General features: G+C 67.5%; 19 protein-coding genes. 12 read left to right on the top strand and 7 right to left on the bottom strand.

The annotated features are described in order from the left end of the window. Positions 1-4: 4 nt before the first annotated feature. A complete protein-coding gene (locus tag ACWF99_RS13060) occupies positions 5-1,312 on the top strand; it encodes a sensor histidine kinase (protein ID WP_378635594.1) in 1,308 nt (435 codons plus the stop codon). 16 nt (positions 1,313-1,328) lie between these two features. Here the strand turns inward: ACWF99_RS13060 and ACWF99_RS13055 are convergent, their stop codons facing one another. Beyond that, the gene (locus tag ACWF99_RS13055) at positions 1,329-1,871 is read right to left on the bottom strand and encodes a GtrA family protein (protein WP_378635597.1); all 543 of its coding nucleotides are present in this window, start codon (positions 1,869-1,871) and stop codon (positions 1,329-1,331) included. 39 nt (positions 1,872-1,910) lie between these two features. Here ACWF99_RS13055 and ACWF99_RS13050 point away from each other — a divergent pair, with 39 nt between their 5' ends. The 5 genes from ACWF99_RS13050 to ACWF99_RS13030 all read left to right on the top strand — a co-directional run bounded on the left by ACWF99_RS13050 (position 1,911) and on the right by ACWF99_RS13030 (position 6,316). Beyond that, entirely contained in the window at positions 1,911-3,134 is a 1,224-nt protein-coding gene (locus ACWF99_RS13050) for a 5-(carboxyamino)imidazole ribonucleotide synthase (RefSeq protein WP_452536033.1), read from the top strand. Positions 3,135-3,178: 44 nt separating this feature from the next. After that, positions 3,179-3,685 carry a 5-(carboxyamino)imidazole ribonucleotide mutase gene (gene purE, locus ACWF99_RS13045; protein WP_452536031.1) on the top strand — a complete coding sequence of 169 codons (507 nt, stop codon included), beginning with the start codon at positions 3,179-3,181 and terminating at the stop codon, positions 3,683-3,685. A 56-nt stretch (positions 3,686-3,741) separates the two neighbouring features. Continuing rightward, positions 3,742-4,404, top strand: coding sequence for a TetR family transcriptional regulator (locus ACWF99_RS13040; protein ID WP_378635605.1), 663 nt, complete (start codon positions 3,742-3,744; stop codon positions 4,402-4,404). Between the two features lie 169 nt (positions 4,405-4,573). Then, positions 4,574-5,734: an acyl-CoA dehydrogenase gene (locus ACWF99_RS13035; protein WP_067447997.1), complete on the top strand. Its 1,161-nt coding sequence runs from the start codon at positions 4,574-4,576 to the stop codon at positions 5,732-5,734. Between the two features lie 144 nt (positions 5,735-5,878). Continuing rightward, complete coding sequence (locus ACWF99_RS13030; protein WP_452536029.1) at positions 5,879-6,316, top strand: SgcJ/EcaC family oxidoreductase; 438 nt, start codon at positions 5,879-5,881, stop codon at positions 6,314-6,316. 3 nt (positions 6,317-6,319) lie between these two features. On the opposite strand, the gene ACWF99_RS13025 is transcribed toward ACWF99_RS13030, so the two are convergent. After that, positions 6,320-6,604 (bottom strand): GNAT family N-acetyltransferase, encoded by a 285-nt coding sequence (locus ACWF99_RS13025; protein ID WP_378635610.1) that lies wholly within the window; start codon positions 6,602-6,604, stop codon positions 6,320-6,322. A 19-nt stretch (positions 6,605-6,623) separates the two neighbouring features. After that, a complete protein-coding gene (locus ACWF99_RS13020; RefSeq protein ID WP_378635612.1) occupies positions 6,624-7,997 on the bottom strand; it encodes an FAD-binding oxidoreductase in 1,374 nt (457 codons plus the stop codon). Between the two features lie 339 nt (positions 7,998-8,336). Between ACWF99_RS13020 and ACWF99_RS13015 the strand changes: the two genes are divergently transcribed. Together ACWF99_RS13015 and ACWF99_RS13010 are read left to right on the top strand one after the other, a co-directional pair. Then, positions 8,337-8,648 (top strand): hypothetical protein, encoded by a 312-nt coding sequence (locus ACWF99_RS13015; RefSeq protein WP_378635615.1) that lies wholly within the window; start codon positions 8,337-8,339, stop codon positions 8,646-8,648. Positions 8,649-8,713: 65 nt separating this feature from the next. Continuing rightward, positions 8,714-9,217, top strand: coding sequence for a GtrA family protein (locus ACWF99_RS13010; RefSeq protein ID WP_452536028.1), 504 nt, complete (start codon positions 8,714-8,716; stop codon positions 9,215-9,217). A gap of 24 nt (positions 9,218-9,241) precedes the next feature. Here ACWF99_RS13010 and ACWF99_RS13005 read toward each other — a convergent pair whose 3' ends face one another. The 3 genes from ACWF99_RS13005 to ACWF99_RS12995 are packed head-to-tail and all read right to left on the bottom strand — an operon-like array spanning position 9,242 to position 11,171. Then, entirely contained in the window at positions 9,242-9,883 is a 642-nt protein-coding gene (locus ACWF99_RS13005; RefSeq protein ID WP_378635620.1) for a Type 1 glutamine amidotransferase-like domain-containing protein, read from the bottom strand. Beyond that, on the bottom strand, positions 9,883-10,722 hold the full coding sequence (locus ACWF99_RS13000) for a maleylpyruvate isomerase N-terminal domain-containing protein (protein WP_452536026.1): 840 nt from the start codon (positions 10,720-10,722) through the stop codon (positions 9,883-9,885). The genes ACWF99_RS13005 and ACWF99_RS13000 overlap by 1 nt, the downstream gene beginning before the upstream one ends. Next, on the bottom strand, positions 10,719-11,171 hold the full coding sequence (locus ACWF99_RS12995; RefSeq protein ID WP_378635626.1) for an HIT family protein: 453 nt from the start codon (positions 11,169-11,171) through the stop codon (positions 10,719-10,721). Before ACWF99_RS12995 ends, ACWF99_RS13000 begins: the two co-directional genes overlap by 4 nt. Positions 11,172-11,576: 405 nt before the next feature. Between ACWF99_RS12995 and ACWF99_RS12990 the strand changes: the two genes are divergently transcribed. From ACWF99_RS12990 to ACWF99_RS12975, 4 genes are all read left to right on the top strand, one after another. Beyond that, positions 11,577-12,695 carry a Re/Si-specific NAD(P)(+) transhydrogenase subunit alpha gene (locus ACWF99_RS12990; protein ID WP_379220494.1) on the top strand — a complete coding sequence of 373 codons (1,119 nt, stop codon included), beginning with the start codon at positions 11,577-11,579 and terminating at the stop codon, positions 12,693-12,695. Continuing rightward, positions 12,695-12,997: an NAD(P) transhydrogenase subunit alpha gene (locus tag ACWF99_RS12985; RefSeq protein WP_056818017.1), complete on the top strand. Its 303-nt coding sequence runs from the start codon at positions 12,695-12,697 to the stop codon at positions 12,995-12,997. The genes ACWF99_RS12990 and ACWF99_RS12985 overlap by 1 nt, the downstream gene beginning before the upstream one ends. A gap of 17 nt (positions 12,998-13,014) precedes the next feature. Further along, a complete protein-coding gene (locus ACWF99_RS12980; RefSeq protein WP_378635814.1) occupies positions 13,015-14,433 on the top strand; it encodes an NAD(P)(+) transhydrogenase (Re/Si-specific) subunit beta in 1,419 nt (472 codons plus the stop codon). Positions 14,434-14,598: 165 nt separating this feature from the next. Continuing rightward, a complete protein-coding gene (locus ACWF99_RS12975) occupies positions 14,599-15,702 on the top strand; it encodes a mechanosensitive ion channel family protein (RefSeq protein ID WP_452536025.1) in 1,104 nt (367 codons plus the stop codon). A 24-nt stretch (positions 15,703-15,726) separates the two neighbouring features. On the opposite strand, the gene ACWF99_RS12970 is transcribed toward ACWF99_RS12975, so the two are convergent. Further along, positions 15,727-16,725 (bottom strand): ABC transporter substrate-binding protein, encoded by a 999-nt coding sequence (locus ACWF99_RS12970; RefSeq protein WP_452536023.1) that lies wholly within the window; start codon positions 16,723-16,725, stop codon positions 15,727-15,729. Between the last annotated feature and the right edge of the window lie 81 nt (positions 16,726-16,806).

Raw genomic sequence — 16,806 nt, 5'->3', positions numbered from 1 at the left:
GGGCGTGCGCCGTCGCATCCTGCGCTCGATCCTGACCGTGCTGACCATCACCACGGTGGTGCTCGGCGTGCCGCTGATCTACACCGCGTGGCTGTGGGTCGAAGACATCACCCGCAACGATCTGCAGAGTCGCCTCGACCGGATCTCGACCGAGGTGATCGCCCAGGAACGGGTCGACGGGACCGTCCACGACGGTCTCGACGTGCGCGCCATGAGCGCGCTGGTGCCCGAGGGCGGCAAGCTCACCATCGTCTATCCGGCGCCGCACGACAATGCCGCGCGCACCGATATCGGCGTCGCGGAGGTGGCGGATCCGCTGGTCGAATCGCTGTCGATGGGCACGTCCGGTTCGCTGCGGCTCGAGGTGCCCGCCGGGCCGATGCATTCCCGCCAGGAGCAGGCGGTGGCCGCGGTGGCGCTGGCCGTGCTCGCCTCGCTGGGTGCGGCGTTCTCGGTCGCGGTGGTGACCGCGCGCCGCGTCGCCGACCCGCTGCGCGATGTGGCCGCCAGGGCGGCCCGGCTGGCGATGGGTGACTTCCGGCCCGATCCGCGCCGCCACGGCATCGCCGAACTGGACCGGGTCTCCGATGTGCTCGATTCGGCGACCGTCGAGATCGCGGGCCGCCTGCAACGCGAGCACGCGCTGGTGGCCGACGTTTCCCACCAGCTACGCAGCCGCCTGACCGCCGTTCGCCTGCGCCTGGACGAGTTGTCCACCCACGCCGACCCGGAGGTGGTGCACGAGGCCGAGGAGGCGATGGCGCAGGTCGACCGGCTCACCGATGCCATCGACGACCTGGTCCGCGCGTCCCGCGACGAAGACGCCACCGACCGCGATCCGGTGCCGGTGATGGCGGAACTGCGCGGTGTCGTCACCGAGTGGACCCACCCGTTCCACGAGACCGGGCGCGAACTGCTGCTGCTCGGCGACGAGTCCCTGCAGGCCCCGATCACCGGTTCGCGGCTGCGCGAGGCCGTCGCGGTGCTGGTCGACAATGCCCTGATGCACGGCGGCGGCACCTGCACGATCTCGGTGCGCACGGTCCCGACGATGAGCTCTCGCGACCCGCTGATCTGTGTGGAGGTGTCCGACGAGGGCGAGGGGGTGCGCGACGAACTGGCGCCGCACATCTTCGATCGTGGTTTCTCCGCGGGCGGTTCGACCGGTGTCGGTCTCGCGCTGGCCCGCGCGCTGGTCGAGGCCGACGGTGGTCGGCTCGAGTTGCAGCGTCGCCGTCCGGCCCTGTTCGCGGTGTTCCTCGGTTCCAAGCTCAAAGGCCCGCAGAACGCGACCCTAACCGAGCCGCGCTGACTCAGGATTGGCCGACTCAGGATTGACCGAGGGGCTCTTCTTCGATCAGTTCCTCGAACTCGGCGACGATCTCGTCGATCTCGTCGGGGAACACCCAGCGCCGCATGGCCCAGAAGCGGAACGCCATCTGCAGCAGGTTGCCGATGATGAACGCGCTGAAGAAATCGGCCACGTTCGCGACGACGAAGCTCACATGCGGTTCGCGGAGGTCGAGTCCATAGATCGAGATCCACAGCGGGATATTGGCCAGAACCACCCCGATCCCGCTCACCGCGAAGAACAGCAGCGCCTCGTGATGCTTCTCCCGGCCGCCCCGATTCTTGAACGACCATTCTCGGTTGAGGATGTAGGAAGCGATCACCGCCACCACGCCCGAGATGATCTTGGCGGTGAGCGGTTTGTCGGCGAGAATCGTCCATTTCAGGAGGTAGTACAGGCCGCTGTCGATCACGAACGTCGTGGCGCCGACGAGGGCGAATTTGATCAGCTCTTTATGCCTGATCGCGATTTCTCGCAGGCGCGGGGGAAGGACGCTGACCACGTCGTCGACGATTGACACGAGTTCTGAGTGTACCGGTCGCAAACATTCGCATTCGACATGACAACATTGCACGACGTGAGTGCACGTTCATTCGATCCGTCAGCCATGCCCACCGTCACGATGGTCGGTGGGGGCCAGCTCGCGCGTATGACGCACCAGGCCGCGGTAGCCCTGGGCCAGCGTCTACGGGTGCTCGCCGAGCGGCCGGACGACCCCGCCGCCCAGGTCACCCCCGACGTCGTGCTCGGCAGCCACGACGACCTGTCCGCGCTGCGAAAGGCCGCGCGCGGTTCGCACGCGCTGACCTTCGATCACGAGCACGTGCCGACCGAGCACCTCGACGTGCTGGTCGCCGAGGGCGTGAACGTGGCGCCGCCGCCGCAGGCGCTGATCTTCGCCCAGGACAAGCTGGCCATGCGGACGAAGCTGTCCGCGCTGGGTCTGCCGGTTCCGGCGTTCGTCGAGGTCGCCGCGCCCGCGGACGCGGTGGCCTTCGGCGACGAACACGGCTGGCCGTTCGTGCTGAAGGCCGTGCGCGGCGGGTACGACGGTCGTGGCGTGTGGATGCCCGCCGACGCGGCCGAGGCCACCCGGCTGGTCACCGACCAGCTCGCGCACGGTGTGCAGTTGCTGGCCGAGTCGAAGGTCTCCTTGAAGCGGGAGCTGTCGGCGATGGTCGCGCGGTCGCCGTTCGGCCAGGCCGCGACCTGGCCGGTCGTGGAGACCGTGCAGCGCAACGGTCAGTGCGCCGTGGTGATCGCCCCTGCCCAGGACCTGGACGAGGACCTCGCCGCGCGCGCCGAGACCATGGCGCTGGAGCTCGCCGCGGGTCTGGGTGTGGTGGGCGTCATGGCCGTCGAGCTGTTCGAGACCCACGACGGCGAACTCCTGGTGAACGAGCTCGCGATGCGCCCGCACAACTCGGGTCACTGGGGCATGGACGGTGCCTGCACCGGCCAGTTCGAGCAGCACCTGCGCGCGGTCCTGGACTACCCGCTCGGTGATACGACACCGCTCGCCCCGGTGACGGTGATGGCGAACATCCTCGGTGCGGCCGAGGCTCCCGAGATGTCGATGGACGAGCGCCTGCACCACCTGTTCGCCCGCCTGCCCGAGGCCAAGGTGCACCTCTACGGCAAGGGCGAACGGCCCGACCGCAAGATCGGTCACCTCAATATCCTCGGTGACGACGCCGTCGAGGTCCGCGAAAAGGCCGAGCGGGCGGCGCACTGGATGTCGCATGCCGTCTGGACCGACGGCTGGGACCCGCACGGCGCGTGAAACCGCTTCGACCACAACGCTTTCGACCACTTTAAGGAACCCACGTGAGCACCAACGGACCCCAGGTCGGCCTGATCATGGGCAGCGACTCCGACTGGCCCACCATGGAAGCCGCCGCCGAGGCCCTCGCCGAATTCGGCATCCGCTTCGAAGTGGGCGTCGTCTCAGCCCACCGCACCCCCCAGCGCATGCTCGATTACGCCCGTGAAGCCGCAGGCCGCGGCCTGAAGGTGATCATCGCGGGCGCGGGCGGCGCAGCCCACCTCCCCGGCATGGTCGCCTCGGCCACCCCCCTGCCCGTCATCGGCGTCCCCGTCCCCCTGAAGTACCTCGACGGCATGGACTCCCTGCTCTCCATCGTCCAGATGCCCGCAGGCGTCCCGGTAGCCACCGTCTCCATCGGCGGCGCCCGCAACGCGGGCCTGCTGGCCGCCCGCATCCTCGGCACCTCCGACGACTCCCTGTGCACCCGCATGGAACAGTTCCAGGCCGGCCTCGAGAAAATGGTCCTCGACAAGGACGAAGCCCTGCGCACCAAACTCCTCGGCTGACGACGTTCCCGACGTCAGGTGAGGCGCTTGCGGAGCAGTGACTACGGTTGACCCCCGTGGCACACGATGACGCGGCGCAGTTTCGGCTCACGGTGGTTGATCAGGCGTTGCGATTGTTCGCCGAGCGGGGGTACGAGGCGACGACGGTGGATGAGATCGCGGTGGCGGCGGGGATCTCGCGGCGGACCTTCTTTCGGCAGTTCCGGTCCAAAGAGGATGTGATCTTCGCTGATCACGAGTTCCAGCTGGCCTCGGCGCAGGAATTTCTCGAGGGGGTCGGCGACGGGGATCCGTGGGAAGCGGTGTGCGAGGCTGTGATCGGGGTGTTCGAGCGGTTCACGCAGTGGCGCGACATCGCGGCGCGGCGGTATCAGGTGGTGCGGCGGGTGCCCGCGTTGCGTGAGCGCGAGATCGTCACGGTGTTCCGGTACGAGCGGCTGTTCACCGAGTTCCTGCGCGGCCGGTTGCCGGAGGTGCCCGATCTGGTCCGGGTGCAGTACACGGCCGCTGTCACCGCCACGCACAACTACTTGCTGCGGCGGATGGTGCGCGGCGAATCGGGGGCGGCGGTCGCCGATCTGCGCACTGAACTGGCCATGATCCCGCGCGGCCGCAGGGCGCCGAGCGAGTCCGACGACATGGTGCTCGCCGTGTTCCCCCGCGACATGCCGCCGCGCAAGGTGGCCGATCTTCTCACCGCGCGCCTCGGTAACCTGTGAGCGCCACCTGAGCCGAAGCGCTCGACAGTGACACTGAGTGCCAACCATATATCCGCATGTAGCGATAGAGTGCCGCGCGTATAATCCTCGGTAGATTGGCACTGCGTGCCGACGCCACACGCGCTGTGAGACCGCAGCGATCACGACCACGACCAGGAGTGTGCCCCCGATGGCTGGTAACCCCGATTTCGATCTGTTCAAGCTCGAGGACTTCCACGACGAGCTGCGCGGCGCCATCCGCGGCCTCGCCGAGAAGGAAATCGCTCCTTACGCCAAGGACGTCGACGGCAACGCCCGCTTCCCGGAGGAGGCGCTCACCGCGCTGAACGCCGCGGGCTTCAACGCCGTGCACGTGCCGGAGGCCTACGGCGGCCAGGGCGCCGACTCGGTCGCCACTTGTATCGTGATCGAGGAAGTCGCCCGCGTCTGCGGCTCGTCCTCGCTGATCCCCGCCGTGAACAAGCTCGGCACCATGGGCCTGATCCTCAACGGCTCCGAAGAGCTCAAGACCAAGGTCCTGGCCGATATCGTCAACGGCGAGATGGCCTCCTACGCGCTGTCCGAGCGTGAGGCCGGTTCCGACGCCGCCGCGATGCGCACCCGCGCCAAGGCCGACGGCGACGACTGGATCCTCAACGGCTCCAAGTGCTGGATCACCAACGGCGGCAAGTCCTCCTGGTACACCGTGATGGCCGTGACCGACGCCGACAAGGGCGCCAACGGCATCTCCTCGTTCCTGGTCCACAAGGACGACGAGGGCTTCGTGGTCGGCCCGCTCGAGCACAAGCTGGGCATCAAGGGTTCGCCCACCGCCGAGCTGTACTTCGAGAACTGCCGCATCCCCGGCGACCGCATCGTCGGCGAGCCCGGCACCGGTTTCAAGACCGCGCTGCAGACCCTCGACCACACCCGCCCGACCATCGGCGCGCAGGCCGTCGGCCTGGCCCAGGGCGCGCTGGACGCCGCGATCGCCTACACCAAGGATCGCAAGCAGTTCGGCAAGACCATCGCCAGCTTCCAGAACACCGAGTTCATGCTGGCCGACATGGCCATGAAGATCGAGGCCGCCCGCCTGATGGTCTACACCTCGGCCGCCCGCGCCGAGCGTGGCGAGAAGAACCTCGGCTTCATCTCCGCCGCCGCCAAGTGCTTCGCCTCGGACGTGGCCATGGAGGTCACCACCAACGCCGTCCAGCTCTTCGGTGGCGCCGGCTACACCACCGACTTCCCGGTCGAGCGCATGATGCGCGACGCGAAGATCACCCAGATCTACGAGGGCACCAACCAGATCCAGCGCCTGGTGATGGCTCGTAACCTGCTCAAGGGCTGATTCCCGCACCCGACCGGGTGTTCCACATCGCCTGCTTCTCCTCGTCCAGGTCGTTTACGAGGGGCAGGCCGGAACACCCGGTCGATTGCTGTGCGGGGCACGCGGATTCGGGTCGGCAGACGGCGACATACGTATGTTGGAACGATGACTGTTGACGCATCTGGCGCGCGCCCGAGGGCTGCCGTAGTCGCACAGGATCAAGACATCGCTCTGGCCGCGATCACCGGCGTGTTCGGAAGTCTCGAAGCCGCACTCGCGGCAAAAGACGCCGACGCCTTCGACAGTGTCTTCACCGACGACGTCGCTTTCGTCAACCCGGCGGGCAGTGTCTTTCTGGGCTGGGACGAACTGCACGCCTATCACCGGACGGCGATGCGCAACAGCCCGGACGCCGAAGCGCGCTACACGATTCTCGCCGCGCGTTTCCTTTCCGGCGGGCACGCGATCGTCACTGTCGAGCAGACACTGCGCACCCCGAATTTCTCGGTAACCAACCGCGGCACATGGGTTTTCACCGAACACAACGACACCTGGTGGGTCAGTTCGGTACACAACACGAATGTGGCGGGCAGCGCCGTGTAGCTATTACGGGACGAGGTCGGCGTATTCGGGGTGTTCGGCGATGTATTTTTCGACGTACCAGCAGGTGGGGATGATCTGATAGCCGTGTTCGCGGGAGTCGTCGAGCCCGTATTTCACGACTTCGGCCGCTACTCCCCGGCCGCGGAATTCGGGGAAGGTCATGGTGTGGTGGAAGTCGCGGAGTTCGGTGTCTTCGCGTTCGGCGTAGTCGGCGTATCCCGCGAGGACATCGTCGTGGTAGATCTCGTAGCGGGTGTCGGCGACGTTGTGCTCGAGCCTGGTGGTCATGCCTCGGATGCTAACCCGGTCAGAGGACCGCGCCGGGGTTGAGGATGCCTTCGGGGTCGAGTGCGTCCTTGATGCGGCGGGTCAGCGCCATGACGTCGGGGCCGACCTGGTCGGGCAGCCAGGCCTTTTTCAAGCGGCCGACGCCGTGTTCGCCGGTGATGGTGCCGCCGAGGGCGATGGCCAGGTCCATGATCTCGCCGAAGGCGCGGTGGGCGCGTGCGGTGTTGTCGGGGTCGGTGGGGTCGTGCACGATCAGCGGGTGGGTGTTGCCGTCGCCCGCGTGCGCGATGAGCGAGACGAGCACGTCGTTGCGTTCGCCGATGGCGGTGACGCCGGCGATCAGGTCGCCGAGCCGGGGCAACGGCACGCCGACGTCTTCGAGCAGCAGCGGCCCGATCTTCTCCACGGCGGGAATCGCGAATCGTCGGGCGGCGGTGAAGGCCTCACCTTCGGTGGCATCGGCGGTGTGGAAAACCTCGGTCGCACCGGCCTTCTCGCACAGCCCCACCATCACCTGCGCTTCGTGCCCGGCGAATTCGCCGGGGGCGTCGGAGCGGGCGACCAGCAGCGCGGCGGCGGTGCGGTCCAACCCCATCCGCATCTCGTCCTCGACGGCGTTGATCGCGACGGTGTCCATGAATTCGAGCATGGCGGGGCGCAGGGTCGAGGTGATCGCCAGGATCGCGTCGGTCGCCGCGGTGAGCGAGCCGAAACTCGCCACGACGGTCGACTGCGGAGGCTGCGCCGGCAGCAGGCGCAGGGTGAGTTCGGTGATCACGCCGAGCGTGCCCTCGCTCCCGACGAACAGTTTCGTCAGCGACAACCCGGCCGAGTCCTTGAGTCGCGGCCCGCCGAGCCGCACCACGGTCCCGTCGGCCAGCACCACTTCCATGCCGAGCACATAGTCGGTGGTCACGCCGTACTTCACGCAGCACAGCCCGCCGGCGTTGGTCGCCGCGTTGCCGCCGATCGAGCAGATCTCGAACGAGGACGGGTCCGGCGGATACCACAGCCCCTCCGCGGCGACGGCCCGCTTCACCTCGGCGTTGAGCAGCCCGGGCTGGGCCACCGCGATCCGGGTCACCGCGTCGACGTGGATCTCCCGCATCAGCTCGGTGCTGAGCACGATCCCGCCGTCCACCGCGGTGGCCCCACCGGACAGGCCCGTCCCGGCCCCCCGCGGCACCACCGGGACCTTGTTCGCGTGCGCCCACCGCAGCGTGGCGGCGACATCGGCGGTGCCGCGCGCCCGCACCACCGCCAGCGGCGTGCCCGCGTCGGGATCGCGCGCCCAGTCCTGTCGGTAGCCCGCCAGCAGATCGGGGTCGATGACGACCGCCCCGTCCGACAACGCCGAAATCAACGAATCGAGGTCACCGCTGCGCTCGTCCACCTGTTCACGCTAACCCGCGCACCCCGTCCGTCGCGGGCAGTTCGTCCTGGCCGATCGCGGACCGGGCGCGCACGTGAACCACGCCAGGGCAGAAGAATGCCTGGTGATCGACCGGATGTGATGTGGGCCCGAACAAGGAAATCCACGCATAGGTGTGATCTGGCGCGCCCCGTTGGTATATACGCCGTCCAATCCGTCACAATGCCCTGACAGGGTGTGTTCGACGGTGAATCGCCTCGCCGCCCAGCGTGTTTCGAGTTCTGCTCCACGGGTGCGCTCCGCGCGCATCGATCATGCGACGTTGTTGCGCCGCACCGCTTTTCGTAGGGAGGACTGGCGATGATGAAGGAACCGCAGGACCGCGGCGAGCTGGTGGGTGCTCTGCTGGCCGCGGAGTTCGCCGACGCGGGCATCGACACCGAGGTGATGCGTTGTGTGCACACCGGCGCACATCACGAATGGCTGTCCGCGCTGGAATCGACCGGGATGTTCGATGCCCGGGCGCTGGCCGAGATCGCCGCACGCTGGGCGGCCGACCCCGCGTTGCTGCGGGACGCTCTGCTCGCCGAGGCCGATGAGCTCACCCGTCGCCGCTGCCTCGCCGCGTGGGCCTCGTTCGATACTCGCCCGATCGCGGCGGTCAGCCGCTAGCTGCTCGGCCCACCCGTTTGCCGGTTGCTCACCCTGGCTTCATCTGCCGCTGGCAGGCTGGCCGCGTGGAGCATCAGGCGAGCGTCACCGAATCGGTGGCCGATCGATTCACCCGTTGGTGTGAGGCGGTCGTCGCCCGGTTGCCGTGGGGGCTCGACCGGTATGTGCCCGCGACGTTCCTCGGCTTCGCGCTGATCAACAGCTTCACCTTCGGTGTCGACCTGCTGCTGCTCACACTGCTGCACGGCGGTTTCGGTGTGCCCGTCTGGCTGTCGATCACCCTCGCCTACATTGTGGCGTTCGGGCTGAGCTTCCTGCTCAACCGCACGTTCAACTTCCACTCCCACGCGCCGATGGGCAAGCAGGCGGCGGTGTACGTGGTCGTGGTCCTGGTGAACTACCTGGCGTTCATCCTCGGCGTCGGCTCTGGTCTCACCGCGCTCGGCCTGGAGTATCACCTGGCCAGGTTGCTCGCGGGCGGTTGCGAGGCCGTGTACATGTACTGCGCGATGCGCTGGCTCGTCTTCCGCCGCCGGTCAGCGGTGGCGGCGACGACGACCGCCGCGTGATCGCGCGTCGGTGTGCCCGCGGCGTCAACCCCGGAGCACCTCGGTGCGATCGCCGTCGACCAGGACGACGTCGTTGTCGGTGAGCGCCCAGTGCGGAATGTCCTCGGCGACGCAGTGGGCCAGCATCGCGGCAGAGTCGCCATCCGGGTCGGTGGGGGAGTCGAGGTGGACGATCAGGCGACGATCGACCAAACCCAGTCCGTCCCACTGTGGTTCGATGCCGGTGGTGGGTAGCACCTCGGCGGGGTCATCCATGGTTTCCAGCCCGTGCAGATCGGGTCCGAGCAGGCACGCGCCCGCGCTGTAGCCCGCGTAGACCAGCGCGTCCTCGCGCAACAACGCGGGCAGCACGGAATCGGCTCCACTGCGGGCGAATTGGGCGCGGAGAACGAACGTGTTGCCGCCGCGCACCCAGACCATCGGGAACCCGCGCAGGTGCCGTTCCAGCCGCTCCGGCTGCCCGGCGTACTCGCGCAGATCCAGCACGTCCGGCGAATAGCCCTGTTGCTCCAGCGGTTTCACATCGCTCGTCACCGCCGACGACCAGGCATCGGGCCACGCGTCACACGCGTTCGGAATCACCGCGACGCGTCCCGGCGCACCGACGAGCCCGACGAGCCGATCGGCGAAACCACCGAACCTGTACGACGCCAGGAAAAGCCGCATCAGATGGTGAACGCCAGATTCCGTACGAGCCGCTCACCGAGCGCGGTATCGCCCTCGACGACGACTTCGCCGGGGTGCCGGTCGGCGGTGGTGCGCCCACCGCGCAGTCGCGCGAAAAGCCCGGAGTCCACGCGGATCACGGTGGTCGGCTCGTCGGAAACCTCGTCGAGAACCGATCCGCGCCCACCGGCGACCGACAGGTGCACCTGCCTGGTCACCGGACCGGTCAGGTCCAGCGTGATCAGCGAACCATCCGGCGCCTTGGCGCCTTTCACCACCGCGCGGCCGAGACCGATGGTCAGTTCGGCAAACGCGGCCTCGGCCCGCGCGCCACCCTCGGGCACGCTGCGCCCGATCCCGTCGGCGAGGTCGAGTTCGTGCATCCAGCAATCGAACAGCCGCACCCGCATGAACCGCCCGTAAGGGACCTGCCCCACCGGCGAAACGGTCGGCGCCTGCCAGGCGTCGTCGTCCATGGCGGCCAGTGCCGCCCGGCGACGCTCGGTGGTCTCGTCGAACAGCGCGAGCAGCCGCTTGCCGGAGAGCGGGCGCAACCGGTCGACCCAGATCTCGTTGAGCACGGCCACTTCGTTGCGGACATGCGGCAGGGTTCGCACGTCGGTCTTGGGACGCAGGGGATCGTGCGGCGGCGGTGTCTCGCCGAGTAACCACGACTCGGTGCCGATCACGTGCGCGACCACGTCGAACAGGGTCCAGCCGGGCAGCGGAGATGTTCGGCGCCAAGCCTTTTCGTCGAGGTCGGTGACCAGCAGCGCGATGGCTTCCCACTGCTCGGCGAGCAGGTCGATGAGTTGTTCGCGCCCCGGCGTCTCGATCATCCCTGTGCTCCTTCTGCTTCGCTCTGGTCGAGCGCGGTGAGGCCGGCGCGGATCGCCGCTGCGGTCGAATTCGGTTCGTGCGGGCGACGCAGCAGGAAACCCTTGGCGAAGGTGAGTTTGTCACCGTGCTTGCGGGGGACCACGTGCAGGTGGACGTGGCCGACGGTCTGGAACGCGGCGGTGCCGTCGTTGAGGATGAGGTTGGCGCCGTCGCTCGCCAGCCCGCTCAGGCGCAGGGCGCGGGCCAGACGGTGGCCGGTGCGGAAGATCCGGGCGCCGAGGTCGGGATCGAGATCGTCGAGTTCGGTCGCGTGGACCTTGGGAACGATCAGGGTATGGCCACGGGTGATGGGACGGATGTCGAGGAACGCGCAGACCGCGTCGTCGGAGTAGACCATGGTTGCCGGTGCGGCACCCGCCACGATCAGACAGAAGGCGCAGTCGTTCACGGCCTCGACCCTACGGTGTGATCTGGGTCGCGCAACAGCCCGAACGGGTCACTACCATGACGCGCATCACGTCTCGTCGGATGCGCGGGCGTCCGGCCCGGAGTCGGACGTCGAGGTAAGTAACCGACGTGGATGTGCGCTCTTGCGTGTCCCACCTGCGGCGACGAATCTCGGTGTGGGCACCGACCGGTGTCTGCCGGGCCGGGAGCTGGTTGTCACTGCTGACGAGGGCCGCGGTGTCCGTTTTGTGGTCGTCAGTCCAGTTCTCCGTTGTGACGGGCATCTCCGCTAGGCTCACCGCGAGCCGAGTACAGTTGCCAGGATTTCAGTCGAACTTACTCACAGGTAACTTCGGCGCCCCGTTGTTCCCAGGCTCGAAGCCAGCACGAAAAGGAAGTCTGACTAGTGGAGACAACGCAAAACGTGGGCGAGGGTTCGCCGCGCGGAGCGCGTGTCGGAGTCGTTCGCGAGTCCGGCCCGGGTGAGCGGCGAGTCGCATTGGTGCCCAAGATCATCCCCGCCCTGTCCAAGCAGGGTGTCGAGGTGATCGTGGAAGCCGGTGCCGGCCTCGGCGCTCTCATTCCCGACGCTGCCTATGTAGAGGCAGGCGCGACCATCGGTGACCCATGGTCGGCCGAGGTCGTCGTCAAGGTCGCCCCGCCCAGTGATGCCGAGGTGGGCAAGCTGTCCTCCGGGCAGACCCTGATCGGTTTCCTGGCGCCGCGCAATGCCGAGAATCAGATCGGCGCGCTGAAGTCCGCCGGTGTGCAGGCTTTCGCCGTCGAGGCGATTCCGCGTATCTCGCGCGCCCAGGTGATGGATGCCCTGTCCTCGCAGGCGAACGTGGCCGGGTACAAGGCCGTGCTGCTCGCCGCGTCGGAGTCGACCCGGTTCTTCCCGATGCTGACCACCGCCGCGGGCACCGTGAAGCCGGCCACCGTGCTGGTGCTCGGTGTCGGTGTCGCCGGTCTGCAGGCGCTGGCCACGGCCAAGCGGCTCGGCGGGCGGACCACCGGTTACGACGTGCGTCCCGAGGTCGCCGATCAGGTGCGCTCGGTCGGTGCGCAGTGGCTGGATCTGGGGATCGACGCCGCCGGTGAGGGTGGGTACGCCCGCGAACTCACCGACGAGGAGAAGGCCCAGCAGCAGAAGGCGCTCGAAGACGCCATCAAGGGCTTCGACGTCGTGATCACCACCGCGCTGGTGCCGGGTCGCCCCGCACCGCGCCTGGTCACCGCGGCCGCTGTCGAGGGCATGAAGCCCGGCAGCGTGATCGTCGACCTGGCCGGTGAGACCGGTGGCAACTGCGAGCTCACCGAGCCCGGCGAGGTCGTGGTCAAGCACGAGGTGACCATCGCCTCGCCGCTGAACCTGCCCGCCACGATGCCCGAGCACGCTTCCGAGCTGTACTCGAAGAACATCTCGGCGCTGCTGGAACTGATGCTGGTCGACGGCAAGCTCGCCCCCGACTTCGAAGATCAGGTCCTGGCGGATTCCTGCGTCACCCGTGAGGTGGAAGCCTGATGTACACCGAACTTCTCGCCAACATCGCGATCCTCGTGCTTTCCGGCTTCGTCGGTTTCGCCGTGATCTCCAAGGTCCCCAACACCCTGCACACCCCGCTGATGTCGGGCACCAACGCCATTCACGGCATCGTCGTGCTCGGTGCGCTGGTGACCCTGGGCAATGTGAAGGACCCCTCGCTGCTCGTACAGGTGATCCTGTTCGTCGCGGTGGTGTTCGGAACACTGAACGTCATCGGTGGCTTCGTGGTCACCGACCGCATGCTCGGCATGTTCAAGGGTAAGAAGAAGGCGGCCGAGTGATGCACGCAGTCGACAACATGACCTACCTGGTCAACGGCCTCTACATCGTGGCCTTCTCCATGTTCATCTACGGTCTGATGGGCCTGACCGGCCCGAAGACGGCCGTGCGCGGCAACCAGATCGCCGCTGTCGGTATGGGTATCGCGGTGGTCGCCACCTTGATCTCGGTGCGGCACGCGGCCCTGCTCAACTGGATTCTCATCGCCGCCGGTCTGATCGTCGGTGTGGCACTGGGTGTTCCGCCCGCCATCCGCACCAAGATGACCGAGATGCCGCAGCTGGTCGCGGCGTTCAACGGCGTCGGTGGTGGCACCGTCGCGTTGATCGCGTGGGCCGAATTCGTCGACAGCGCGGGCTTCTCGCAGCTGCACGAAGAGCCGACCATCCACATCATCATCGGTTCGCTGTTCGCCGCGGTGATCGGCTCGATCTCCTTCTGGGGCTCGATCATCGCCTTCGCGAAGCTGCAGGAACTCCTGTCCGGCAAGCCGATCAGCGTCGGCCGCTTGCAGCAGCCGCTGAACCTGATCCTGCTCGTCGGCGCGATCGTGTGCGCCGTCGTGATCGGCCTCGGTGCCGACAACGGTGGCGTTTCGCAGCTGTGGATGATCGGCCTGCTCGTGCTCGCCGGTGTGCTCGGCCTGATGGTCGTGCTGCCCATCGGTGGCGCGGACATGCCGGTCGTCATCTCGCTGCTCAACGCCCTGACCGGTCTGTCGGCCGCGGCCGCGGGTCTGGCGCTGAACAACACCGCGATGATCGTCGCGGGCATGATCGTCGGCGCCTCGGGCACCATCCTCACCAACCTGATGGCCAAGGCCATGAACCGCTCCATCCCCGCGATCGTGGCCGGTGGCTTCGGTGGCGGCGGCGCTGTGGCAGGTGCGGGTGACGGTGAGGCCAAGACCGCGAAGGCCACCTCCGCCGCCGACGCCGCGATCCAGATGGCCTACGCCAACCAGGTGATCGTGGTCCCGGGCTACGGCATGGCCGTGGCGCAGGCCCAGCACGCGGTCAAGGAGATGGCGCTGCTGCTCGAGGGCAAGGGTGTCGAGGTCAAGTACGCGATCCACCCGGTCGCCGGTCGCATGCCCGGTCACATGAACGTGCTGCTGGCCGAGGCCGAGGTGTCCTACGACGCGATGAAGGAAATGGACGACATCAACGGTGAGTTCAACCGTACCGATGTGGTCCTGGTCATCGGCGCCAACGACGTCACCAACCCGGCGGCCCGCGACGACAAGTCCAGCCCGATCTACGGCATGCCGGTGCTCAATGTCGACCAGGCCAAGAGCGTCATCGTGCTCAAGCGCTCGATGAACTCCGGCTTCGCCGGTATCGACAACCCGCTGTTCTACGCCGACCACACCTCGATGCTGTTCGGTGATGCGAAGAAGTCCGTCGGTGCGGTCACCGAGGAACTGAAGGCGCTGTAAGACAGCCGAATACAACCGCAAGAGGCTCCGCTGTTCGCGTTGAACAGCGGAGCCTCTTGTCGTTGTGCCGACCCTACGACTCGCAATCAGACGGTCATGTCTGTGGCCGGCGGGTGTGGGTATGCCGCAGCTGAGGCAAGCCGGCAACGAGAGGAGTTCGATCTCGTGGAGGAGATATTACGGCCGATCATCGTGCTGCTCGCTACGGTGGCGATCACGGTGTCGGTGGGTTTGCTGGTAGAGCGGGTGCTGCGCTACGCGGCGCGCCGCAGTCCCAGCGTCCATCTGCCGTCGCTGCGGCGACTGCAACTGCCGCTTCAGGTTCTGCTCGGGACGGTCACCCTGCACGCGGTCTACCCGCTTGCCGAGCTCGACCTGCGCCAGGACGTGGTGATCCGGAGCTTCCTGGCGACGGCGGCCATCATCGCCGCGGTGTGGTTGGTCATCCGGGCTACCGATGTGGTCGCCGAAAGTCTGCTGGGCCGCTATGCCCAACGCGCCAGCGAGGTTTCGCGCGTGCGCCAGTTGCGCACCCAGCTCGGACTGGTGCGTCGCATCGTCACCTCGGTGCTGGTGGTCACCACCGCCGCGGTGGCCATCCTGCTGCTGTTCCCGAGTCTGCGGACCCTCGGCACGTCGATGTTGGCCTCGGCGGGCGTGATCGGCATCATCGTCGGTGTTGCCGCCCAGTCGACATTGAGCAATCTCATGGCCGGGTTGCAGATCGCCTTCGGCGACTCGGTCAAGATCGGCGATACCGTTGTCGTGGAAGGGGAGTGGGGAACTGTCGAGGAGATCACCCTGGCCTTCCTGACCGTGCGGATCTGGGACGACCGCAGGCTCACCATGCCGGTGTCCTACTTCAACAGCCAGCCCTACGAGAACTGGTCGCGGGGCGGCTCGCAGGTCACCGGCACAGTACTGCTGCACCTCGACCACAGCACCCCGGTGCCCGCGCTGCGTGAGCACCTGCACACCTACCTGCGCGAGTGCCGGGAATGGGACGGCCGCAACTGGAACCTGCTGGTGACCGACAGCACGCCGACCGACATCGTCGTCCGCGCGACGATGTCGGCCGCCGATGCCGACGACGCGTGGACCCTGCGCTGCGCGGTCCGCGAGGAGCTGCTCACCTGGATCGGGCGCCACCACGCCCACGCGTTTCCCAAGATCCCGACTTCGATCACCCACTCTGCCGAGCAGGCAGGTGATCGCGTCGACGACCAGACGGTGCGGGCCACCGAGCCCTGGGCTTCGTCGGCGCGCTAGGTCAGCGGGCCGCCGACGGCTGTCTCACTTGAAGCGCTCGGCCAACAGGTCGAGGGTCGCCATGGCAACCCGGTAGTCCGGCCGTTTGCTGTCCGCGGGCAGCTCGTAGACCTGACCCTTCTGGAAGGCTGGGAGTATCGCGAGCGCCGGATCTGCCTTCAGCTGGGCGATATCGCGGCCGTTGTCGACCGAGAGCACGAACAGCACCGGAGCGTCGACGACGGTGCTCAGTAGTTCGGGGCTGAAGGTCACCCAGTCGCCCGCCGCGGGCCGGGGCGGGTTGCCCGCTTTCGCTTCGATCTTGTCGTCGATGGTGAATCCGACGTCGGCGAGCAGTGTGGCCAGCGGGGTGTTGGTGGCGAGCAGGATGGGCTTGCCGTCCGATTGGGACTGCATCACGGCCGTCGCGCCCTGCGGCAGCTTCACGCCGGACTTCACCTTCGCGACCTTGTCGTTGTAGGTGGTGATCATGCTGTCCACCTTGCCGGGGCGGTTCACGATGTCGGCCACCGACTTCAACTGGTCCTGCCAGTTGGCGGCGTCGGAGGGTACGAGCGCGGTAGGCGCGACGGCCGTGAGCTTGTCGTAGTTCTTGATCGACTGCATGCCCGGGAAGCCGGGGCCGCCGCCGATGATCAGGTCCGGCCGCTGGGCGGCGATGAACTCCAGGTTCAGGTCCTCACCGGAGGGCACCGCCTCGGTGCCCTGCTCCGCGGCATCCGCCGCCCAGGACGGGGGAAACTCGTCGGGCTTCAGCGTGATGCCCAGAATGCGGGGGTCCGCGGCTTTCACCTTGGCATCCAGGTCGAAGAGGTAGCCGGCGAGAGCGCCGTTGAGGACCACGATGCGCTGCGGGTCGGCCGGCACGGTGACGAGGCCCTTGGCGGTGTCCACCTGGCGAGTGCCTGCGCCGGCGGCCTGGTCGGCGGTGGAGCTGCCGCAGCCCGCTGCCGTCGCGGCCACCGCGACGATCAGGAGTGCGACGGCGGCACGCATGCGCGCCGTCATTCGATGAACTGACATGAAAGGTGTTCCTTCTACTTCTCTTGGGCAGGTTCAGGGGTGACTCGGCGGGCAAAAGGCCCTGCCGTCGATCGGAACGGC

The sequence above is a fragment of the Nocardia sp. NPDC055002 genome, from assembly GCF_053608825.1.
Note: the sequence above shows the minus strand (reverse complement) of the source record. Positions and strands in the feature narration are given on the sequence as shown.